Raw genomic sequence first — 21,683 nt, 5'->3', positions numbered from 1 at the left:
ATGAAATACATCTCGACCCGCGGGCAGGCGCCCGAACTGACCTTCGACGAGGCGATGCTGACCGGCCTCGCGCGTGACGGCGGGCTTTACGTCCCGGAATCGGTGCCGCAGATGAGCGCCGCCGAGATCGCTGCGCTGGAAGGGCTGTCCTACGAGGAGGCGGCCTTCCGGGTCATGCGTCCCTTCATCGGCGAGAGCTTTGCCGACGACGAGTTCCGCGCCATCATCGAGCGCGCCTATGCCGGTTTCGGCCATGCCGCGCGGGCGCCGCTGAAGCAGCTCGATTCGGGGCACTTCCTGCTGGAACTGTTCCATGGGCCGACGCTGGCCTTCAAGGACTTCGCGATGCAGCTGATCGGCCAGCTGTTCCAGACCGCGCTGGCGCGCCGGGGCGAGCGGGTGACGATTGTCGGCGCGACTTCGGGCGATACCGGGAGCGCGGCCATCGAGGCCTTCCGGGGGCTGAAGAATGTCGACGTGTTCATCCTATACCCGCATGGCCGGGTCAGCGAGGTGCAGCGGCGGCAGATGACGACGCCGTCGGAATCGAACGTGCACGCGCTGGCCGTCGATGGCGACTTCGACGACTGCCAGGCCCGGCTCAAGGACATGTTCAACGACTTCGACTTCCGCGATGGTGTGCGGCTGGCGGGTGTGAACTCGATCAACTGGGCGCGGGTGCTGGCGCAGGTGGTCTATTACTTCACCTCTGCCGTGTCGCTGGGCGCGCCGCACCGCAAGGTGAGCTTCACCGTGCCGACCGGCAACTTCGGCGACATCTTCGCAGGCTACATCGCAAAGAAGATGGGCCTGCCGATCGACCGGCTGGTGGTGGCGACCAACCAGAACGACATCCTGCACCGCTGCCTGAGCGGGCAGGGCTATCACAAGGGGCCGACCCATCCCTCGGTCAGCCCGTCGATGGACATTCAGGTTTCCTCCAACTTCGAGCGCGCGCTGTTCGACGCCTACAATCGCGACGGCCGCGCCGTGGCGCAGCTGATGGACGAGCTGAAGGCGGGCGGTTTCGAGGTCAGTCAGGGCGCGATGGAAGCCCTGCGCGAGAGTTTCGATTCGGGCCGTGCCTCGGAGGCGGAGACGCTGGCGACGATCAAGGCGACGCTGGCGCAGAGCGCCGAGCTGATCTGCCCGCATACCGCTGTCGGCGTGAAGGTCGCCGACGAGCAGCGGGTGGCCGGTGTGCCGATGATCACGCTTGCCACCGCCCATCCGGCCAAGTTCCCGGCGGCGGTCGAAGAGGCGAGCAGCGTGCATCCCCCTCTTCCCCCGCGCATGGCCGACCTATATGACAGGCCGGAGCGGGTGACGCGGATCGCCAACGATCTCGCCGCCTTGCAAGATCACATCAAGGGACATATCGGCGCGTGACTGTTCAGCAAGCACAGCTTTCCAACGGCTTCCGCATCGTGACCGAACACATGCCGGGGCTGCAATCTGCCGCCGTCGGCATCTGGGTCACCGCCGGGGGGCGCCATGAGCGTCTCGAGCAGAATGGCATTGCCCATTTCCTCGAGCACATGGCCTTCAAGGGCACCAAGCGGCGCAATGCGCTGCAGATCGCCGAGGCGATCGAGGACGTGGGCGGCTATATCAACGCTTATACCAGCCGCGAGGTGACGGCCTATTACGCTCGCGTTCTGGAGAACGACGTGCCGCTGGCGATGGACGTGATCGGCGACATCGTGATGAACCCGATCTTCGACCCGAACGAGATCGAGATCGAGCGCGGGGTGATCCTGCAGGAGATCGGCCAGGCTCTGGACACGCCCGACGACATCATCTTTGACTGGCTGCAGGAAGAAAGCTATCGGGACCAGCCGCTGGGCCGGACGATCCTGGGCCCCTCGGAGCGGGTCAGCGCTTTCAACCGCGAGGATCTGCAGGCCTTCATCGGCGAGCATTACGGGCCGGGCGAGATGATCCTCTCGGCCTGCGGCGCAGTCGATCATGACGCCATCGTGCGCGCCGCCGAGGCGATGTTCGGACACCTCACGCCGACCGCGCTGCGCGACGTGCCCAACGCGACCTTTACCGGGGGCGAGTTCCGCCGCGAGAAATCGCTGGAGCAGGCGCATTTCGCGCTGGCCTTCGAGAGCCCGGGCTATCGGCACGAGGATATCTACACCGCGCAGATCTATGCCAGCGCGCTGGGCGGCGGCATGTCCTCGCGGCTGTTCCAGGAGATCCGCGAGAACCGGGGCCTGTGCTATTCGATCTTCGCCCAGACCGGCGCCTATGCCGATACCGGCACCACGACGATCTATGCCGGGACCAGCGGCGCCCAGGTCGGCGACCTGGCGCGCATCACCATCGACGAGATGAAGCGCGCGGCCGAAGACATGACCCCGGCCGAGGTTGCCCGCGCCCGCGCGCAGATGAAGGCCGGGATGCTGATGGGGCTGGAAAGCCCGTCGAACCGGGCCGAGCGCCTGGCGCGGCTGGTGCAGATCTGGGAGACGGTCCCGACGCTGGAGGAGACCATCGAGAAGATCGACGCGGTGACCACCGGCGACGTCCGCGAATTCGCGGCTCAGCAGGCCTACCAGGCGCCGGCGGCGCTGGCGCTGTACGGCCCGGTCGAAGAGGCGCCTTCGCTGCCCGAACTTCAGGAGAGGCGCGCCGCCTGAGACCGACCGGATGCTGCTGGCCAAACGCAAGCTCAAGCTCGAGACGGAGCGGCTGACGCTCCGCCCGCCGGTGCACGGCGATTTCCGTGCCTGGGCGGCCCTGCGCAGTGACAGCGCCGAGTTCCTGACCCCCTGGGAACCCTCGTGGGCCCCGGATCACCTGACCCGGCGGTCCTTCACCAACCGAGTCTACTGGGCGCAGCGCTCGGTCGCCAACGGCTCGGCGGTGCCGCTGTTCCTGGTGCGCCGGTCGGACGAGGTGTTGGTGGGGGCGATCACGCTGGACAACATCCGCCGCGGCCCGGCGCAGTCGGGCACGTTGGGCTACTGGACCGGGCAGCCCTTTGCCCGCCACGGCTATATGCGCGAGGCGATCGGGGCGCTGGTGCACCACGCCTTCACCAAGCTCGATCTGAGCCGGCTCGAAGCGGCCTGCCTGCCCGAGAACGCGGCCTCGCGCGGGTTGCTGGAGAACTCGGGGTTCAAATACGAGGGTGTCGCGCAGTCCTACCTGCAGATCGCGGGGCGCTGGCGCACCCATGTCCTGTACGCAGCGTTGCGCAGCGACCGGCGCGGGCGGACAGAGACGGGCTAGGGCTTGTCCAGCGCGAAGCTGACCCCGTCTGACCAGGGGAAGGGCTCCAGGTCCTTCGGGTTCACGCCCTCGAAACAGCCGATATTCACACCGGTTTGCGCCGGGTCCGAGCGGCGCTGGTGGTGGGTGTAGATCCCGCAGGTCTTGCAGAAGTAGTGTTTGGCCGTATGGGTGCCCCAGGAATAGAGAGTCAGGTTGTCGGCGCCGCGGATCACCTTGACCGTGGCCGACAGCGCGCTGACGTTGGCGGCCTGCCGGCGGCGGCAGAAGGAACAGTCGCACCGCTTGGCGCCGTTCAGCCCGTTGGGCAGTTCGACCTCGATCTCCACTGCGCCGCAGTGGCATGTTGCGCGTCGGATCTCGGTCATTTGCGGCGTACCTTGGGAATGCTGGAGCGGGCGAAGGCGTAGTCGGGCGTCGGGTGCGGCGGGTGGCCCTGGGTGCGGTTCCAGTAGCGGGCGCCGCCGCGGCGCAGCCAGACCGGCAGGGTCAGCGCCAGCCCGATGATGAAGCCGCCGGTATGGGCCGAATAGGCGATGCCGCCGCCGTTGGGGTCGGCTTCGAGGCTGCCGAGGAATTGCAGGCCGAACCAGAGGCCGAGCATCAGCCAGGCGGGAACGGCGAAGACCCGGAAGAAGATGATGAAAATCACCAGGATATCGACTTTTGCCTTGGGGAAGAGCAGCAGGTAGCCTCCCATCACCCCGGCGATGGCGCCCGAGGCGCCGACGGTGGGGACCGGCGACTCCGGTCCCATCATCACATGCACCAGCCCCGCGCCGATGCCGCTGACGAGGTAGAAGAGCAGGAAGCCGAGATGGCCCATCTCGTCCTCGAGATTGTCGCCGAAGATCCAGAGGAACAGCATGTTGCCGATCAGGTGCATGAAGCCGCCATGCAGGAAGATCGAGGTGAAGATGCCGGACCAGCCGTAACCCGCGCTGACCGCCTGCGGCACGATCCCCCATTCCATGAAGAAGCGCATCAGCGCACGGTCGTCGCCCATCAGCTCGAGGTAGGGGAGGAAGCAGGCCACGTTGATCGCGATCAGCGCGTAGACGACGAAGGGCGTCCGCCCGGAGGGGTTATGGTCGCGGATCGGGAACATGGGTGCACGCTCTCTGCAAAGCGGGGCGTGGTCAAGGGAGTTCGGACAGAAGAATTTTCACCTGACGCTATTTGGCGTCACATTGCCGCCGCAATGATCGGCGAACCACTCTGCACGTCATGGTTGTAACAAGGGAATTTCAGCATGAAAAGCAGAATGACACGTTTCTTCAAAGGTGAAGATGGGGCCGTCACGGTGGACTGGGTGGTTCTGACCGCGCTGATCGTGGCGCTGGCGGCGGCCGCCTTTGCCGGTGTCGAAGGCGGGGTCGCTTCGCTGACGCAGTCGATTGCCGATTACCTGGCGGGCCTGCTGGTCGGCTGATCCACCGCGCCGAGAGTCGGCCTGGCCCGGTGGTCGCCGCCTGCCCGGTATCCTGCGGGTGGCGGCGTTGCATTGGAGTATTTGGAAAGAGAAGAAGCAGCAGGCGCGCGCTCTGGTCCCGAGGCGCGCCCGCCTGGGTCAGGCGGCGCCGCCCAGCAGGGCGGCGTTGCCGCCGGCGGCGGTGGTGTCGACGCAGACCAGCCGCTCGCCCATCACCCGCGCGAGGTCGGGCAGGCCGGGGATCAGCGGCAGGATCGGGCCGCTGCGCCGGGCCAGCGCCCGTTCGATTGCGCGCGCGGTTTCGGCGTCGCCCCACCAGAGCACGCCGCCGATATCGGGCGTATCGGTCAGCGCCTCGGGGGCGATGGTCTCGCTCGGGGCGATGGCGCTGCCGCCAAGCGCCTCGATGGCCCGCGCCTGCGCCTGGGCCGCCTGCTGGCCGGGGCCGAGGCAGAGCAGCGGGGCGCGCGGGACATAGGTGAGGCGGTTGCTCTCGCCCGTGGGGCCGGGCATCGAGCGCGGCGTGGCGGCGGTTTCGGGCAGGGTCGCGGTGCTCTCGGCCGCCTGCCGGTCGGGGGCGCAGAAGCGCGGCATGTAGTTCGGCCCGCCCGCCTTTGGCCCGGTGCCCGACAGCCCCTCGCCGCCGAAGGGCTGCGAGCCGACGATTGCGCCGATCTGGTTGCGGTTGACGTAGATATTGCCGGCATGGACGCGTTCGGTCACATGCTGGACCCGGTCGTCGATGCGGGTCTGCAGGCCGAAGGTCAGCCCGTAGCCCGTGGCGTTGATCGCGTCGATGACCCTGTCGAGTTCGCCCGATTTGAAGCGGGCGACATGCAGGACGGGGCCGAAGATCTCGCGTTCGAGATCGGCGATGCCGTCGATGCGGATCAGCGTGGGCGCGACGAAGGTGCCGCCCTGCGGGGCGGGCAGTTCCTTGAGCACCCGGCCCTCGTGGCGGGCGATGTCGATATGGGCGCGGATGGTGCCTTGCGCCTCGGCGTCGATCACCGGGCCGACGTCGGTGGCGTGCAGCCAGGGGTTGCCGAGGGAGAGCGCGTCCATCGCGCCGGTCAGCATCCGCAGCACGTCCTCGGCGATATCCTCCTGCAGGTAGAGGCAGCGCAGGGCCGAGCAGCGCTGGCCGGCCGACTGGAAGGCCGATTCGACCACCGCCTGCACCGCCTGTTCGGGCAGGGCGGTCGAATCGACGATCATCGCATTCAGGCCGCCGGTCTCGGCGATCAGCGGGGTGCCGGGCTCCATGTGTTCGGCCATGCTGGCGCGGATCTTGAGCGCGGTCTCGGTCGAGCCGGTGAAGGCGACGCCCTTCACGCGCGCATCCGCCGTCAGCGCCGCGCCGACGCGGCCGTCGCCGGGCAGCAGTTGCAGCGCCGATGCCGGCACCCCGGCCTCGTGCAGCAGCGTGACCGCAAAATGCGCGATCAGCGGCGTCTGCTCGGCGGGCTTGGCGAGCACGGCGTTGCCGGTCGCCAGGGCGGCGGCGATCTGGCCGGTGAAGATGGCCAGCGGGAAGTTCCAGGGGCTGATGCAGGTGAAGACCCCCGCCGGATCGCCTGCCGGGATATTGGCGGCGTAGTAGCGCAGGAAATCCACCGCCTCGCGCAGTTCCGCCACGCTGTCGGGCAGCGACTTGCCGGCCTCGCGGGCGAGGATGGCGAAGATCTCGCCGAAATGCTCCTCGTAGAGGTCGGCGGCGCGGTTCAGGGCGGCGGCGCGTTCCGAGGGTGGGGCTTGCCAGGGGCGGGCGGCGGCCAAGGCTGTGGCGACATCGGCGGCAGAGGCGGCGGCAACGGTGCCGGGGTGGTCGGCGGCATCGGCCGGGTTGGTGACGGGGGCCGCCGTCTCGGGGGCGGCGGGGCCGGCCAGCAGCGGCGCGGCGCGCCAGCTGGCGGCGCGGAAGGGCGTGCGCGCCGCCTCGATCCGGGCCAGCGTCGGCGCGTGGTTCAGGTCGAAGCCCTGCGAGTTGGGCCGCTCGGGCGCGAAGAGCTGCGCGCCGGTCCTGAGGCGGCTCTCGCCGGCCTTGGCCAGCGTCTCCCAGGGGTCGGCGGCCACGGCTTCGGGCGGCACCGCCGTATCGACGATCTGGTTGACGAAGGAGGAGTTGGCGCCGTTCTCCAGCAGTCGCCGCACCAGGTAGGCCAGCAGGTCGCGGTGCGCGCCGACGGGGGCGTAGATGCGGCAGCGGGTCTGGTTCTGCTCCATCACCAGCCGGTGCAGCGTCTCGCCCATGCCGTGCAGGCGCTGGAACTCGAAGGGCTGGCCGTCCTGTGCCATGTGCAGGATGGCGCTGACGGTATGGGCGTTGTGGGTGGCGAACTGCGGGTAGATCCGGTCGGTCATCGACAGCAGCTTGCGGGCATTGGCGATATAGGAGATGTCGGTCGCCGGCTTGCGGGTGAAGACCGGAAAGCCCTCCATCCCCATGACCTGCGCGCGCTTGACCTCGGTGTCCCAGTAGGCGCCCTTGACGAGGCGGACCATCAGCCTGCGATCATGCCGTTCGGCCATGTCGTAGAGCGTGTCGATCACCGCGCCGGCGCGGGGACCATAGGCCTGGACCACCACGCCGAAGCCGTCCCAGCCGGCGAGGCTCTCTTCCGCGAGCACCGCTTCGATGACCTCGAGCGAGAGCGCCAGGCGGTCGGCCTCCTCGGCGTCGATGTTCAGCCCCATGCCGGCGGATTTCGCCAGAAGGGCGAGCGAGCGCAGGCGCGGGACGAGGTCGCGCATCACGCGGGCTTCCTGCGCCACCTCGTAGCGCGGGTGCAGCGCCGAGAGCTTGACCGAGATGCCGGGATTGGCGCGGATGTCGTCATGGGTGCAGGCCTCGGCAATGGCCGAGATCGCGCGGGAGTAGCTGAGGTGATAGCGCGCGGCATCGGCCTCGGTGCGGGCCGCCTCGCCCAGCATGTCGTAGCTGTAGGTAAAACCCCTGGCCTCCATCGCGCTGGCCCGCTTCATCGCGGCGGCGATGGTTTCGCCCAGCACGAACTGGCGGCCCATCTCGCGCATGGCGCGGCTGACGGCGGTGCGGATGACGGGTTCGCCCAGCCGCTTGATCGCGCCGCGCAGCGCCTGCGCCGGGCCGGGGCGGTCGTCGTCGAGCACCTTGCCGGTCAGCATCAGCGCCCAGGTCGAGGCATTGACCAGCGGCGAGGCGGAATGGCCGAGGTGCCTGGCCCAGTCGGACGGCGCGATCTTGTCCTCGATCAGCGCGTCGATGGTATCGGCGTCGGGCACCCGGAGCAGCGCCTCGGCCAGGCACATCAGCGCGATGCCCTCGTCGGTCGAGAGGCCGTATTCGGCGAGGAAGACCTCCATCAGCCCCGGCGCGGTCTGCGCGCGGATGGCGCGGACAAGGCTGGCGCCGGCGGCACTGATGGCGGCGCGGTCTTCGGGCGCAAGCGAAGCGGCACGGGTGAGCGCGTCGAGCGCGGCGCTTTCGTCCTGGTATTTGCCGCTGTCGATACGGGTGCGCAGGGTCGGGTGGGGCATATCGGTGTCTCCGGTCGATATGCCCTGTATACGCGCAAACGAGCGGGACATTGGCCGGATCTCTGCTAGGCTGCGGGCGAAACGACTGATTTTCGGGGGGTAGGCAATGCAAAACGACTGGCCGGAACTCGACCGCTTCGACCGGCTGATTCTGGCGGTGATCGCCAGCGACGGGCGGATCTCGGTCGCCGACCTCGCGCGGCGGATCGGCCTGTCGAAGTCGCCGACCCAGGCGCGGCTGCGACGGCTCGAGGCCGAGGGTGTGATCCAGGGCTATCGCGCGCTGATCGACCCGATCCGGCTGGGGCTGGACCATGTCGCCTTTGTCGAGGTCCGCCTGTCGGACACGCGCGAGGCGGCGCTGGCGGCCTTCAACGCGGCGGTGGCGAAGATCGGCGAGATCGAGCAGGCGCATCTGATCGCGGGGAACTTCGACTATCTGATGAAGATCCGCACGCGGTCGATGAGCGAATACCGGCAGGTGCTGGCCGAGAAGATCTCGACCCTGCCGCATGTGGCGAGCACCTCGACCTATGTGGCGATGCAGGCGGTGAAGGAGGATGGGCCGCTGGGGCCGCTCGAAGATGTGACTTGACCGAATCCGGCGGTACGGCAGCATTCGGGACATGCGACACCTTCTGATCCCCCTGCTGTTCCTGCCCGGTCCGCTGCTGGCCGAGGGCTGCCCGGCGGCGCCCGACCATAGTGCCGAGGTCGATGCTCTGATCGCCGAGGCGCGGGCGGCGCCGACCGAGATGGCAGGGCGCGAGGCGGGCAATCGGATGTGGAAGCTCTGGACCGACGCGCCGGACGAGCCGGCGCAGTCGCTGCTCGACGAGGGGATGCAGAAGCTGCGGGGGGCGGATTATCTCGGCGCGCTCGACGATCTGAACCGGCTGGTGGACTACTGCCCCGACTATGCCGAGGGCTATAACCAGCGCGCCTTCGCCTATTACCTGACCGAGAAGTTCGGCCCGGCGCTGGAGGATCTCGACCGGGCCATCGCGCTGTCGCCGAACCATGTGGCGGCGCTGTCGGGGCGAGCGCTGACCCTGCTGGGGCTGGGGCGGACGGAGGAGGCGGCGCGGGCACTGGCGCGCGCGCTGGAGCTGAACCCCTGGCTGTCGGAGCGGTCGCTGGCGGGCCCCGGCGGGCCGCTGGAGCCGAAGGGCAAGGACATCTGAATGGCGACGTTTTCCGGCGCGGAAAACGTCCGAATTCCTGCGAGGAATTCGTCACCGGGCGGAGCTGTTTTCCTCGAGGGAAAACAGGCCGAAATCCGCGCCGGATTTCGGTGCGGCGCGGCTTGAGTTGAGCGGGCGGTGTTGTTATCGGTGCCATGGTGGTGCGCGGACGTGGCGAAACCGGTAGACGCGGCAGACTTTGATTTGGAGTGCCCGAGGGGAAACCCCCGGTGCAGAACCGCTCAAATTCGGGGAAAGCTCTGGGGGTTGCCCCCCGTGCCAATCCCGAGCCAAGCCCCCTTGGGGGAAGGTGTAGAGACTAGACGGGCGGCGCCTAAAACCTGCGGGTCATGGCGAAGGGATAGTCCAGCCCACGAACGTCCCGGCAGGGGCGGCGGCGAAAGCCGAAGTGGGATGAAAATCTGCTTCCCCAGGGAGTGCGGGTTCGAGCCCCGCCGTCCGCACCATTTTTTGGTTGGCCTACCGCCTTCGGCTGCTTGAGGCCGGTTTGAGAGTGTCCCAGCTAGGATGCTTCTCAACTATTTGAAATATAGATAAAATTTCGGAGTGACTGTCCGGGACACGAAAATCACCCCTGTTTCGACGGCCAATGCGGGTGCAGCTCGTCGATCACGACCGCGTGGGCGTGGGGCCTGCCGTGGGCCTGCAGGTGGGGATGGTCGGCGGGCAAGGCGGCGTGGTCGTGGGGCAGCTCGGCGGGGTCGCTGGCGGGCCAGATCGCCAGCGTGACGACGACCCCCAGCGCGGTCAGGGCGGCGAGCAGCACGAAAGTCGCATCCATCCCGAAGGCCGCGCCGAAGCGGCCGGCGAGCGGGTAGGTGACCAGCCAGCAGGCATGGCTCAGCGCGAAATGGGCGGCGAAGAGGGCGGGGCGGTCCTCGGGCGTCGCGGAACGGCGCAGCAGGCGGCCGCCGGGGGTGAGACCAAGGCCATAGCCAAGCCCCATGACCAGCCAGAGCGCCATCAGTGCGCCGAGCGAGCCGGCGAGGGGGCCGGCGGCGGTGGCCAGCGTCATCAGGACTGCGCCGGTCAGCATGGCCTTGCGGTCGGGGAGGCGGTGCAGCAGGCGCGGCAGCATCAGCGCCGCGGCCATCGAGCCGCCGCCGAAGGCCGCCAGCGCCAGGGCGACCTCGGATTCGCCGAGGCCGAAGCGCGATTTTACTAGCACCACGGTGTTCACCAGCACCATCGCGCCTGCCGCCGAGACCGCGAAGTTCACCGCCAGCAGCCCGCGCAGGCGGGGCGTGGCGAGGTAGAGGCGCAGCCCCCGCGTCGTGCGGTCCCAGATCCCGCGGGGCGGCGCGGGGGCCGGGGCTGGCAGGCGGGCGCTGACCACCAGCAGGGCCGAGCCGAGAAAGCCGATCACCGTGCCGAGGAACAGCACCGGGAAGCTCACCACCGTCAGCAGCGCCGCCGCCAGCACCGGCGAGAGCAGGCTTTCGAGGTCATAGGCCAGCCGCGACAGCGAGAGGGCGCGGGTATAGTCCTCTTCGTCGGTCAGCACGTCGGGAATGGTGGCCTGGAAGGCGGGGGTGAAGCCGGCCGAGGCGGCCTGCAGCAGGAAGATCAGCAGGTAGACCTGCCAGACCTCGGTGACGAAGGGCAGCGCCAGCGCCACCAGCGCGCGCACCAGGTCGAGCGCGACCAGCAGCCCCCGGCGGGGCAGGTGCGCGGCCAGCGCGGCGGCGATGGGGGAGAGCGTGACATAGGCGATCATCTTGATCGCCAGCGCGGTGCCCAGCACCAGCCCGGCATCGGCCCCGGCGAGTTGCCAGGCCAGCAGGCCGAGCGCCACCGTCGCCAGCCCGGTGCCGGTGAGCGCGATCACCTGCGCGGCGAAGAGGTGGCGCCAGGTGCGGTTGGTGAAGAGGGGGCTTGTCATGGTGGGGACAACTTAGCGCCTGCCGGGGCGCGGCGTCGATGCCCGGTGCAAAAAAGTCCGGCGGCGGAGTGGATGCGCTCCGCCGCCGGTTCCGGCCCATGTGCCCGCCCGATGGGGACTGGACGGGCACTCCTGTATTGGGGGGTCAGGCCGGATCTGCCGGGCGTTCGCCCAGCGTGACCTTGGCGTCGACCGGCTTGCCCGAGCGCAGGAGGCCGAGGGTTACCTCGCTGCCGGGAGTTGCGGTCGCGATCAGCCGGGTCAGGTCTCGGGGTTCAGCCACGGTCTTGCCGTCGACGCTGGTCACGATGTCGCCACGGGACAGGCCGGCCTTGGCGGCGGGGGTGTCGCCGGTGACCTCGGTGATCAGCACGCCGCTGGCCTTGTCGAGGCCGAGGGCGGCGGCGATGTCATCGCTGACCGGCTGGATGTGCACGCCGAGCCATCCGCGTTCGACCTTGCCGTCGCCGGCGAGGTCGGCCACCACGCGCATCGCGGTGTCGGCGGGGACGGCAAAGCCGATGCCGACCGAACCGCCGGTGGGCGAGAAGATTGCCGTGTTGATGCCGACGACCTCACCCGAGGCGTTGAACAGCGGCCCGCCCGAGTTGCCCTTGTTGATGGCCGCGTCGGTCTGGATGTAGTTGTCGAAGGGCCCCGAGTGGATGTCGCGGCCCAGCGCCGAGACGATGCCCGAGGTGACGGTATTGCCCAGGCCGAAGGGGCTGCCGATGGCGACCACGCCTTCACCCACGCGCAGGGCGTCGGACGAGCCGAAGCTGACGGTCGGCAGGTCCTTGGCCTCGGCCTGGATCAGCGCGATGTCGGTGGCCGGGTCGGAGCCGATCACCTTGGCGTCGACCTTGCGGCCATCGGCGAGGGTGACGGTGACGGTATCGGCGCCATCCACCACATGGGCGTTGGTGACGATCTGGCCGTCGGACTTGATGACGAAGCCGGTGCCGACACCGCTCATCTCACGCGGCTGGCCGAAGGGGCTGTCCTGGCCGCCGGGCATTCCGGGCATACCCGGCATCCCGAAGCGCTCGAAGAAGTGGTCGAAGGGCGTGCCCTGCGGCAGCGACTGGCCGCCGGCGGGCTGCAGCTCGGCCTTCTTGGTCACTTCGATCAGCACCACGGCGGGGGCGACCTTGGCGACGAGGTCGGCATAGTCGTGCTGGATCACCGCCGCGGCGGCATTGGCGGGCGCGATCCAGCCCGGAGTGAGCGAGCCGAGGGCGGTGGCGCCCATCAGCGCGGCGGCCATGGTGATTGCCGGAAGGCGGCGGACTCGGGTCTTTGCGGAGTCTTGCATCTTGGGTCTCCTTGTTCCTGCCCGGAAGGTCTCGTCCGGGGATGAGGCCAATCTGGCGGCGCGACCTGACAGGGAAACCGCAGGGAGGTTACGGATCTGTCAGGTTGCTCACATTCGCGTCATTTGTCGTGACCGGCGCGGCGGGATGGCTTAAGTCGGCGGCGATACGGACAGGCCGAAGGGCCAGGACAATGAAACTTCTGCTGATCGAGGATGACGCCGCCACGGCGGCCTATGTCGTCAAGGGACTGCGCGAGGAGGGGCATACCGTCGACCATCTCGCCGACGGGCGCGACGCGCTGGTGCAGGCGATGAGCGGGGCCTATGACCTGCTGATCGTCGACCGGATGCTGCCGGGGCTGGACGGGCTGTCGCTGGTGCGCTCGCTGCGTTCGGCCAAGGTGGAGGCGCCGGTGATCTTCCTGACCGCCGTGGGCGGGGTGGACGACCGCATCGAGGGGCTGCAGGCGGGGGCGGATGACTATCTCGTCAAGCCCTTCGCCTTTGGCGAGCTGTCGGCGCGGATCGCGGCGCTGGCGCGGCGGGCGCCGCAGGCGGTGCCCGAGACGGTGCTGAGCGCGGGCGACCTGAAGATGGACCTGATCGCGCGCAAGGTGACGCGCGAGGGGGTCGAGATCGACCTCCTGCCGCGCGAGTTCCAGCTGCTGGAGCATCTGTTGCGGCGCAAGGGGCGGGTGCAGACGCGGACCATGCTGCTGGAGGCGGTCTGGGATCTGAACTTTGACCCGCAGACCAATGTGGTCGAGACCCATATCAGCCGGCTGCGGGCGAAGGTGGACAAGCCGTTTGAGCGCGAGCTGATCCGCACGGTGCGCGGCGCCGGTTACCGGATCGAGGCCTGAGCGGTGGCGCTGGGGGGCCTTGCCGGGTCGACCCCGGTGCGCCAGGCGGTGGGCATCGTGGCGGTGGTGGCGGTGGTCAACCTGGTGACGCTGGGGCTGGCCTATCTCGGGCTGCGGGCCGCGACCGAGGAGGCGCTGCGGGCCAACCTCGCGCAGAATGTGGCGGGTTTCCAGGTGGCGGTGACGCCGCGGGCGCTGGAGATCCTGGTGGCGGCCGAGGCCGATGCCGCCGACCCGGCCTCGCGCGTCTTCGTCTACATCGCGCCGGACGGGCGGGTGACGGGGAACGCCGATGCCAAGCTGAGCCGCGATGGTGTCGAGATCCACCCGCGTCCCGAGGGGCGGCCGCTGAGCACCGACGGCTACCTGCCGCAGATCGAGCCGATGGCGGGCGGCATCCTGGTGATCGCCGAGAGCCGGACGCCGCTGACGCGGCTGCGCGAGACCTTCCTGACGCTGCTGGCCATGAGCCTGGTGCCGACGGTGCTGATCGCGCTGGGCGCGGGCGCGGTGATCGCGGCGCGGGCGCGGCGGCGGGTCGACCGGATCGAGGCGACGCTGGCGCGGCTGGGCGAAGGGGCGCTCGACGCGCGTATCCCGGCCGAGCCGGGGCGGCATGACGACCTGGCCCGCATCGGGGTGCGGATCAACAAGATGGCGGCGGCGCAGGAGGCGGCGACCAGCGCGCTGCGCCAGGTCTCGGCCGATATCGCCCATGACCTGAAGACGCCGTTGCAGCGCATGGCCGCGCTGTTGCACGACCTGCGCGGCCGGCTGGAGGAGGGCGGCGAGGAGGCGGCGCTGGCCGATCGCGCCATTGCCGAATCCGAGGGCGCGGTGGCGGTGTTCCAGGCGCTTCTCCAGATCGCCCAGATCGAGGGCGGCGGCGCGCGGGTCGAGATGGCGCCGGTCGACCTTGCCGCGCTGGCGCGGGGGCTGGGCGAGCTTTACGCCCCTTCGGCCGAGGACGAGGGGCGGCGGCTGCGGCTCGACCTGCCCGAGGGGGCGGTGACGGTCGAGGGCAACCGCAGCCTGCTGGGGCAGGCGATGTCGAACCTGCTGGAAAACGCGCTGCGCCATACGCCCGAGGGCAGCGAGATCACCCTGCGGGTGGCGCGCGAGGGCGAGGCGGTGTTGCTGGAGGTCGCCGACACCGGCCATGGCATCCCCGAGGCCGAGCGCGAGAAGGTGCTGCGCCGCCTGTACCGGCTTGAGCGCAGCCGCACCACGCCGGGCCATGGCCTTGGCCTGTCGCTGGTGGCGGCCATCGCGGGGTTCCATGGTGCCGAGCTGAGCCTGGCGGACAATGCGCCGGGGCTGCGGGTCAGCCTGCGGTTTCGCGCGGCCTGAGCGGCGGGAGATCGCCGGGGGCGCCGTAAAGCTCCAGCCCGGCGCGGGCGCGGGTCTGCACGGCGGTCCAGCCCTGCGGCGGCTGCGCCCGCGCGCGCCGCCGTTCGAGCCGCCAGCGCCGCTCTTCCCCGACATGGGCCGGGGCCATGTGCCAGCGCGTCTCGACCCCCGGCGCGCCGCCGTCGCCGGGCGTCAGCAAGAGGCCCAGCGGCGCCACCCCGGCCTGCCTGCCGCCGGTCTCGGCCGCCAGGTGCATCCGCCGCACCGCCGTCAGACCCGGCGGGCCGGGCAGGTCGGCCACCACCAGCGGCGCCGCGCCCGAGCGCAGCGCCTCTTCGGCGCACCAGAGCAGATCCTCGGCCCGGCCCGGCGTCACGAAGAGCAGGCGGGCAGGATCTGCAAAGGCCAGCATCCCCTCGGGGTTGAGGTGGTCGGGCCGCCAGGCCGGGGCGATCCAGAGCACCGGGCCGCGCATCTGCCCGGCAAGCCAGACCGCCAGCGTGCGCCGCGCCTCGCCGCAGGCCTCGTGCACCCGCCCGAGCGGCAGCAGCACACCGCCCCCGAGGTCGATCCGGGGGCCTTCGGCAAGGGGAGAGAGCAGCTGAGTCGGCATGGCGCGAGGATATAATGTTCGTGTTATGTTCTCAATGGCCGGGTTGATGGCATGGCCCCCCCGTGACGCCCCTCCCTACCGCCCTCGATCCTGGGGTGAGTCGGTTGACCGATGATGAAGGGGAGAGGGGGTTTGCAGGTGTCGTTTGCGGGTATCGGTCGCGGGTATCCTCCGCGGCAGAAGGTGCCTGCGGAAAGGAAAGTGCCTGCCAAAAGGAAGGTGCCTGCGGAAAGGGACGTCTCCAGCCAAGCGGAGCGGCTCAGGTTTGCGCGCTCCAGCATCCCTTGTGCGATCGAACGATGCCCTGCGCGTCCACTGCAAGCTGCGCGGTGGTGCCCGTATCCGTCGTCAGGCATTCGTAGTCGTGGCTTCCCTCGCGTCGAAGACGGAGATGGAGCGGTGTCAGCTGTTCCTTTGCCACATCGAGGCTTGCGACCAGGACGTCCGCTTCGTCGCCGATGCCCAGCCCGAGGCGGCGGATCGGCAAGGTCAGGGTCGCGGGCGTAAAGCCGAGATGAATGTCCCTGGCGCCGGTGACCGCGGGAACCGGGCGGCCATTGAGCTTCCAGGTGTCATCCGCCGCGCGCTGTATGAAGATGCGGGATCTGGAGCCGATGCGGACCCGGCGGGTCGTTCCGTCTGCCCAGGCGCGAATACGATAGCGCAAAACGTTCCAGTCGGCGTCCGTCGACGAACCGTCGATCAGAAAGCCGCCTTCCGCCTCGGCGAAGCGGCACGCGTCATTGCCAGGCCCGTCCTGCCGCACCCATAACACTGCCCAAGCACCCGCGATCATGGCTCGATCTCCGTCCTGTGTGATAATGTGGCATGTAACGGTAGCATAGCATCTCGTGGCGGCCAAAACGCGGCTATCCATCGTCGGCACACGACAGCTCGAAGCGGCGTTTCCCACCGAGGCGGCGCCGGTTCGCGCTGGAGGAACCGCCGGGCCCGCCCCGAAAAACACGTGGGCGGCGGCGTGGTCCCCATGTTAAGCACCCCCGGCACAGGACAAGGACCAACCGCATGAAGATGAACCCGCTGGGCCGCACCGGGCTGATGGTCTCCGAGCTCTGCCTCGGTACCATGACCTATGGCAACCAGACGCCCGAGGCCGAGGCCCATGCCCAGATCGACCGCGCCCTGGCGGCGGGGATCAATTTCATCGACACCGCCGAGATGTATCCGGTGAACCCGGTGCGGGCCGAGACGGTCGGGCGCACCGAGGAGATCATCGGCACCTGGAATGCCGCCAACCGGGGGCGGCGGGGGGAGTTCCTGCTGGCCACCAAGATCGCCGGGATCGGCAGCCAGGCGCGGGGCGGCGAGGCGATCTCGGCGGCTTCGATCGCGCGGGCGGTCGAGGCCTCGCTGCGGCGGCTGCAGACCGATTGCATCGACCTCTACCAGTTCCACTGGGCGAACCGGGGCAGCTACAACTTCCGGCGCAACTGGGCCTATGACCCTTCAGGGAAGGATACGCAGGCGGTGCTGGGCGAGATGGCGGAGGCGCTTGAGGCGCTGCAGGCCCAGGTCGACAAGGGCAATATCCGCCATTTCGGGCTGAGCAATGAATCGGCCTGGGGGACGGCGCAGTTCCTGCGCATCGCCGAGGCGCGGGGCTGGCCGCGGGTGGCGACGGTGCAGAACGAGTATTCGCTGCTCTGCCGGCTCTACGATACCGACATGGCCGAGCTGAGCGTGATGGAAGAGGTGGGGCTGCTGGCCTATTCGCCGCTGGCGGCGGGGCTGCTGACCGGCAAGTATCAGGACGGCGCGGTGCCGGCGGGCTCGCGCCGGGCGCTGGTGCCGGAGATGGGCGGGCGGGCCACGCCGCGGGCCTTCGGCGCGGTGGCGGCCTATCTCGACATCGCGCGGCGGCACGGGCTGGACCCGGTGCATATGGCGCTGGCCTGGTGCCGGACGCGGCCGTTCATGTGCTCGGCGATCTTCGGAGCGACCACGGGGGCGCAGCTCGAGGTGGCGCTGGGCTCGGTAGGGGTGGTGCTGTCGGACGAGGTGCTGGGCGAGATCGCGGCGGCGCACAAGGCGCATCCGATGCCGTTCTAGCGCGCGGCCCGGCGGCGCTCGCGGGCGGATTGGCCATGGGCGGCGCGGAAGGCGCGGGCGAAGCTGGCCTGCGAGGCGAAACCCGTCGCCAGGGCGATGTCGGTCAGCGGGCGGTCGGTCTCGGTGACGAGGCGCAGCGCCTCGGCGAGGCGCAGCGCGAGATAGTGGGCCTGCGGCGTGCAGTTCAGCCGGGCGCGGAACTGGGCCTGCAGCGCGCGGGGCGAGATGCCGAGGCGGCGGGCAATCTCGGCCATCGGCAGGGGCGCGTCGAGGCGGTCCTCCATCAGTGCGCTGGCCCTGGCGGTAAGGGCGGAGTGGCCCGGGTGGGCGGCGGCGCGGCGCTGGGTGCGCATCGGGCCGGGGGCCGCGTCATAGATGAAGGCGCCGGCGACGCGGGTGGCAAGCGCCGCACCGCCGCGGGCGGCGATCAGCTGCAGCATCATGTCGATGGCGGGTGTGGCGCCGCCGCTGGTCATGCGGGCGCCATCGACGTGGAAGCGGTCGCGCAGCGTGGTGACGGCGGGGAAGCGGGCGGCGAAGCTCTCGAAATCCTCCCAATGCGGCGTCGCGCGGTGGCCGTCGAGCAGGCCGGCGCTGGCGAGGATGGTGGCGCCGCCGTCGATCCCGCCGAGCGTCGCGCCGGTGGCGGCGATCCGGCGCAGGCTGGCGAAGAGGGCGGGGGTGGCCTGGGCCTCGAGGTTGAAGCCGGCGATCACCAGCAGCAGGTCGCAGGGTTCGGCGCGGGCGATGGGGGTGCCGGGCACCTCGATCCCGCTGGTGAGCCGTGCCGGGCGGGCGGTGGCCGTCAGGTAGGTCCAGTCGAACATGCGGCGCGCAGCGAGGCGGTTGGCGGCGCGCATCGGGTCCACCGCGGCGGCGAGCGGCAGCATGTTGCTGTCGTCCAGCACGAGGAGCGCCACCCTCAGCGGCGCGGTCTCGGGGCGGTGAATGTTTTTTGCGGATTTCATCAAGTCTGATGCGTATCAGGTAAAGTGGTTTCGGCCAAGCGGGGCAATCCTCCGGCACGGATCAAAAGGAGCCTGCCGATGCCGCTGACCATGAACCGCGAGGTCTTCATCACCTGTGCCGTGACCGGATCGGGGGGCACGCAGGACCGCAGCCCGCATGTGCCGCGCTCGCCCAGGCAGATCGCCGAGAGCGCGATTGCCGCCGCGAAGGCGGGGGCGGCGGTGGTGCATTGCCATGTCCGCGACCCCGAGACCGGCGTGGCCTCGCGCAAGCTCGAATATTACCGCGAGGTGACGGAGCGCATTCGCGATGCCGAGGTGGACGTGGTGCTGAACCTGACCGCCGGGATGGGGGGCGACATCTATTTCGGCCCACCCTCGCGGCCGATGCCGGTGCAGAACAGCACCGACATGGCCGGGGCCGAGGAGCGGGTGGCGCATGTGGCGGAATGCCTGCCGGAGATCTGCACGCTGGATTGCGGCACGATGAACTTCGCCGAGGCCGATTACGTGATGACCAACACGCCGGGGATGCTGACGGCGATGGGCGGCATGATGACCGACCTCGGCGTGATGCCGGAGATCGAGGCCTTTGACACCGGGCACCTGTGGTATGCGAAACAGCTGGTGGCCGATGGCGTGCTGAAGGGCCCGGCGCTGGTGCAGCTTTGCATGGGCGTGCCCTGGGGCGCGCCGGATGACCTCATTACCTTCATGGCGATGGTGAACAACGTGCCGCCGGACTGGACCTTCAGCGCCTTCGCGCTGGGGCGGAACCAGATGGCCTATGTCGCCGCCTCGGTGCTGGCGGGGGGCAATGTGCGGGTCGGGCTCGAGGACAATCTCTGGCTCGACAAGGGCGTGCTGGCGCGCAATGAGGATCTGGTGGAGCGGGCTGTGGGCATCGTGGAACGGATGGGGGCGCGGGTGATCCGACCTGAAGACGTGCGGAAGAAGCTGGGGCTGGTGAAGAGGGCGCCGCGGTGAGCGCCGGGCGGGCGCCGGACCGGGGGCTGGCGCTGCAAGGCTTGAGCGGCGCGCTTTATGCCGGCCAGGTGATTGCAACCTTGGCGGGGGCAGTGCGCGGGTTTCAAGGCGCCAGACCGCTGGGCCGGTCCGGCGCTCGCCCGGCGCGGCTGCGCCGCGTGCTTCCGGGCGTTGTGGCGCTGGCGCTGGGCCTCGCCGCCTGCGCACCGGCAACCACGGGGTTCCGCGACACCAGGACACCGATGGGCGCGACGCTGCGGTTCGATGCCGGGCGCATTGCCGGGCCTTGGCACGTGGTGGCGCGGATGGGCAGTTCGGCCGAGCCGGAGACCTTCGATTTCGCCGCGCCCGGCGCGGGCTGGCAGGTCACGCAATCGCGGCTCTCCTGCACCGCCGCCGGTTGCGCGCGGAGCCGGGCGGACAGGCCGGTGCGGATGGTTGCGCCGGGGCGGATCGAGGTCGGCGGGCAGGTCTGGTGGGTGCTCTGGGTCGACGACGACTTCCGCACGGCGGCGATCGGGACGCCGGACGGTTCCTTCGGCTGGATCATGGACCGCAAGGGGCCGAAGGGCATCTCGGCCGACCGGCTGAACGCGGCGAAGGAGATCATGGACTGGGCAGGCTATGACCTGGGCCGGTTGCAGATGGTGACAGGCACGGTGGGGGGCATGTGATGCAGAGGGCGGCGATCATCGGCGGCGGGGTCATCGGCGGCGGCTGGGCCGCGCGCTTCCTGCTGAACGGCTGGGACGTGCGGGTCTTCGACCCCGACCCGGAGGCGGAACGCAAGATCGGCGAGGTGCTGGACAATGCGCGGCGCTCGCTGCCGGGGCTGTCGGATGCGCCTTTGCCGCCCGAGGGGCGGCTGAGTTTCCACGCCGATATGGGCGAGGCGGTGAAGGGCGCGGACTGGATTCAGGAGAGCGTGCCGGAGAACCTTGCGCTCAAGCATCGCATCCTGGCGCAGATCCAGGCGGCCTGCGACGCGGGCGCGGTGATCGGGTCGTCGACCTCGGGGTTCAAGCCCTCGCAGTTGCAGGAGGGGTCGGCCGCGCCCGGCCAGATTCTCGTCGCGCATCCGTTCAACCCGGTCTACCTGCTGCCGCTGGTCGAGCTGGTGCCCTCGGCGGCCAATGACGCGGGGTTCGTCGAGCGGGCGGCGGAGGTGCTGCGCTCGATCGGGAGCTATCCGCTGCATGTGCGCAAGGAGATCGACGCGCATATCGCCGACCGGCTGCTGGAGGCGGTCTGGCGCGAGGCGCTCTGGCTGGTCAAGGACGGGATCGCCACCACCGAGGAGATCGACAACGCGATCCGCTATGGCTTCGGCATCCGCTGGGCGCAGATGGGGCTGTTCGAGACCTATCGCGTGGCCGGCGGCGAGGCGGGGATGAAGCACTTCATGGCGCAGTTCGGGCCCTGCCTGGCCTGGCCCTGGACCAGGCTGACCGATGTGCCGGAGTTCACCGAAGAGCTGGTGGACCTGATCGCCGGGCAGTCGGACGCGCAGTCCGGCGCCTTTGGCATCCGCGAGCTGGAGCGGATCCGGGACAACAACCTGGTTGCCATGATGCGGGCGCTGAAGGGGCAGGACTGGGGCGCGGGGGCGCTGTTGCGGGCGCATGACGCGCGGCTCAAGGCCGGGACGGCGCTGGTGGCGCGGGCCGCGGATGTGGCCGAGGGCGTGCCGGTGCTGACGCTGGCGCGGGCGGTGCCGCTCGACTGGACCGATTACAACGGGCACATGACCGAGAGCCGCTACCTCGACGCCTTTGCGCAGTCGACCGACCGTTTCATGGAGCTGATCGGCTGCGATGCGGAGTATATCGCCGGGGGCGGCAGCTATTTCACCGCCGAGAGCCATATCCGCCATGTCGACGAGGTCCATGCGGGCGCGCGCATCGAGGTGCGCACGCAGATGCTGCTGGGGGAGGGCCGCAAGCTGCATCTGTTCCATGCGATGTATGAAGGCGAGCGGCTGCTGGCGACGGGGGAGCATTTCCTGCTGCATGTGGATCTGGGCACGCGGCGGTCCTGCCCGCCGGGGCCGCAGGTGGCCGAGGGACTGGCACTGATGAGCCGGGCGCATGGCGGGATGGCCTGGCCCGAGGCGGCGGGGGCGGCGATCCGGCGGGCGGGGTAGGGCGTTTTCGTCGTGTCTCGTCCTGGGGGAGGGCCTTTGCCTTGGGGGTGGTTTGGGCGGGGAGGTGGTTCCCCTCACCCTGACCCTCTCCCC

20 protein-coding genes are annotated in these 21,683 nt (G+C 69.7%); 12 read left to right on the top strand and 8 right to left on the bottom strand.

The annotated features are described in order from the left end of the window. From thrC to IE266_RS13390, 3 genes are read left to right on the top strand one after another with little or no spacing between them, the layout of a single operon-like run. The gene (gene thrC, locus IE266_RS13400) at positions 1–1,389 is read left to right on the top strand and encodes a threonine synthase (protein WP_189680607.1); all 1,389 of its coding nucleotides are present in this window, start codon (positions 1–3) and stop codon (positions 1,387–1,389) included. Continuing rightward, entirely contained in the window at positions 1,386–2,648 is a 1,263-nt protein-coding gene (locus IE266_RS13395; protein WP_189680606.1) for a M16 family metallopeptidase, read from the top strand. Before thrC ends, IE266_RS13395 begins: the two co-directional genes overlap by 4 nt. A 10-nt stretch (positions 2,649–2,658) precedes the next feature. Next, positions 2,659–3,243 carry a GNAT family N-acetyltransferase gene (locus IE266_RS13390; RefSeq protein ID WP_189680605.1) on the top strand — a complete coding sequence of 195 codons (585 nt, stop codon included), beginning with the start codon at positions 2,659–2,661 and terminating at the stop codon, positions 3,241–3,243. Here the strand turns inward: IE266_RS13390 and IE266_RS13385 are convergent. Further along, positions 3,240–3,611, bottom strand: coding sequence for a GFA family protein (locus IE266_RS13385; protein WP_189680604.1), 372 nt, complete (start codon positions 3,609–3,611; stop codon positions 3,240–3,242). The two genes, IE266_RS13390 and IE266_RS13385, sit on opposite strands and share 4 nt — an antisense overlap. Further along, on the bottom strand, positions 3,608–4,351 hold the full coding sequence (locus tag IE266_RS13380) for a rhomboid family intramembrane serine protease (RefSeq protein ID WP_189680603.1): 744 nt from the start codon (positions 4,349–4,351) through the stop codon (positions 3,608–3,610). The genes IE266_RS13385 and IE266_RS13380 overlap by 4 nt, the downstream gene beginning before the upstream one ends. A gap of 156 nt (positions 4,352–4,507) precedes the next feature. On the opposite strand from IE266_RS13380, the gene IE266_RS13375 reads away from it, so the two are divergent. After that, positions 4,508–4,675: a hypothetical protein gene (locus tag IE266_RS13375; RefSeq protein WP_189680602.1), complete on the top strand. Its 168-nt coding sequence runs from the start codon at positions 4,508–4,510 to the stop codon at positions 4,673–4,675. A 138-nt stretch (positions 4,676–4,813) separates the two neighbouring features. Here IE266_RS13375 and putA read toward each other — a convergent pair whose 3' ends face one another. Beyond that, positions 4,814–8,194, bottom strand: a complete 3,381-nt coding sequence (putA, locus tag IE266_RS13370; protein ID WP_189680601.1) for a bifunctional proline dehydrogenase/L-glutamate gamma-semialdehyde dehydrogenase PutA — start codon at positions 8,192–8,194, stop codon at positions 4,814–4,816. A 106-nt stretch (positions 8,195–8,300) separates the two neighbouring features. On the opposite strand from putA, the gene IE266_RS13365 reads away from it, so the two are divergent. Both IE266_RS13365 and IE266_RS13360 read left to right on the top strand, forming a co-directional pair. Continuing rightward, positions 8,301–8,789, top strand: a complete 489-nt coding sequence (locus tag IE266_RS13365) for an Lrp/AsnC family transcriptional regulator (protein ID WP_189680600.1) — start codon at positions 8,301–8,303, stop codon at positions 8,787–8,789. A 31-nt stretch (positions 8,790–8,820) separates the two neighbouring features. After that, entirely contained in the window at positions 8,821–9,378 is a 558-nt protein-coding gene (locus IE266_RS13360; RefSeq protein ID WP_189680599.1) for a tetratricopeptide repeat protein, read from the top strand. Between the two features lie 589 nt (positions 9,379–9,967). Here IE266_RS13360 and IE266_RS13355 read toward each other — a convergent pair. Beyond that, positions 9,968–11,281 (bottom strand): MFS transporter, encoded by a 1,314-nt coding sequence (locus tag IE266_RS13355; RefSeq protein ID WP_189680598.1) that lies wholly within the window; start codon positions 11,279–11,281, stop codon positions 9,968–9,970. A 145-nt stretch (positions 11,282–11,426) separates the two neighbouring features. Then, positions 11,427–12,596: a Do family serine endopeptidase gene (locus IE266_RS13350; RefSeq protein WP_189680597.1), complete on the bottom strand. Its 1,170-nt coding sequence runs from the start codon at positions 12,594–12,596 to the stop codon at positions 11,427–11,429. Between the two features lie 191 nt (positions 12,597–12,787). Between IE266_RS13350 and IE266_RS13345 the strand changes: the two genes are divergently transcribed. Next, positions 12,788–13,459 (top strand): winged helix-turn-helix domain-containing protein, encoded by a 672-nt coding sequence (locus IE266_RS13345; protein WP_189680596.1) that lies wholly within the window; start codon positions 12,788–12,790, stop codon positions 13,457–13,459. Positions 13,460–13,462: 3 nt separating this feature from the next. Further along, positions 13,463–14,809 carry a sensor histidine kinase gene (locus tag IE266_RS13340; protein WP_189680595.1) on the top strand — a complete coding sequence of 449 codons (1,347 nt, stop codon included), beginning with the start codon at positions 13,463–13,465 and terminating at the stop codon, positions 14,807–14,809. Here the strand turns inward: IE266_RS13340 and IE266_RS13335 are convergent. Both IE266_RS13335 and IE266_RS13330 read right to left on the bottom strand, forming a co-directional pair. Further along, a complete protein-coding gene (locus tag IE266_RS13335) occupies positions 14,784–15,422 on the bottom strand; it encodes an ImuA family protein (protein ID WP_189680594.1) in 639 nt (212 codons plus the stop codon). The two genes, IE266_RS13340 and IE266_RS13335, sit on opposite strands and share 26 nt — an antisense overlap. A 259-nt stretch (positions 15,423–15,681) precedes the next feature. Then, a complete protein-coding gene (locus tag IE266_RS13330) occupies positions 15,682–16,218 on the bottom strand; it encodes a putative glycolipid-binding domain-containing protein (protein WP_189680593.1) in 537 nt (178 codons plus the stop codon). A 230-nt stretch (positions 16,219–16,448) separates the two neighbouring features. Between IE266_RS13330 and IE266_RS13325 the strand changes: the two genes are divergently transcribed. Further along, a complete protein-coding gene (locus IE266_RS13325) occupies positions 16,449–17,492 on the top strand; it encodes an aldo/keto reductase (RefSeq protein WP_189680592.1) in 1,044 nt (347 codons plus the stop codon). On the opposite strand, the gene IE266_RS13320 is transcribed toward IE266_RS13325, so the two are convergent. Continuing rightward, positions 17,489–18,460 carry a GlxA family transcriptional regulator gene (locus tag IE266_RS13320; protein ID WP_189680591.1) on the bottom strand — a complete coding sequence of 324 codons (972 nt, stop codon included), beginning with the start codon at positions 18,458–18,460 and terminating at the stop codon, positions 17,489–17,491. The genes IE266_RS13325 and IE266_RS13320 overlap by 4 nt on opposite strands. 78 nt (positions 18,461–18,538) lie before the next feature. Between IE266_RS13320 and bcoG the strand changes: the two genes are divergently transcribed. From bcoG to IE266_RS13305, 3 genes are read left to right on the top strand one after another with little or no spacing between them, the layout of a single operon-like run. Continuing rightward, on the top strand, positions 18,539–19,447 hold the full coding sequence (gene bcoG, locus IE266_RS13315; protein WP_189680590.1) for a 3-dehydrocarnitine:acetyl-CoA trimethylamine transferase BcoG: 909 nt from the start codon (positions 18,539–18,541) through the stop codon (positions 19,445–19,447). Further along, the gene (locus tag IE266_RS26900) at positions 19,444–20,121 is read left to right on the top strand and encodes a lipocalin family protein (RefSeq protein ID WP_229864106.1); all 678 of its coding nucleotides are present in this window, start codon (positions 19,444–19,446) and stop codon (positions 20,119–20,121) included. The genes bcoG and IE266_RS26900 overlap by 4 nt, the downstream gene beginning before the upstream one ends. Then, positions 20,118–21,590 carry a carnitine 3-dehydrogenase gene (locus IE266_RS13305; protein ID WP_189680589.1) on the top strand — a complete coding sequence of 491 codons (1,473 nt, stop codon included), beginning with the start codon at positions 20,118–20,120 and terminating at the stop codon, positions 21,588–21,590. The genes IE266_RS26900 and IE266_RS13305 overlap by 4 nt, the downstream gene beginning before the upstream one ends. Positions 21,591–21,683: the final 93 nt, after the last annotated feature.

Source organism: Seohaeicola zhoushanensis, from assembly GCF_014656415.1.
Lineage (GTDB): Bacteria > Pseudomonadota > Alphaproteobacteria > Rhodobacterales > Rhodobacteraceae > Seohaeicola_A > Seohaeicola_A zhoushanensis.
Note: the sequence above shows the minus strand (reverse complement) of the source record. Positions and strands in the feature narration are given on the sequence as shown.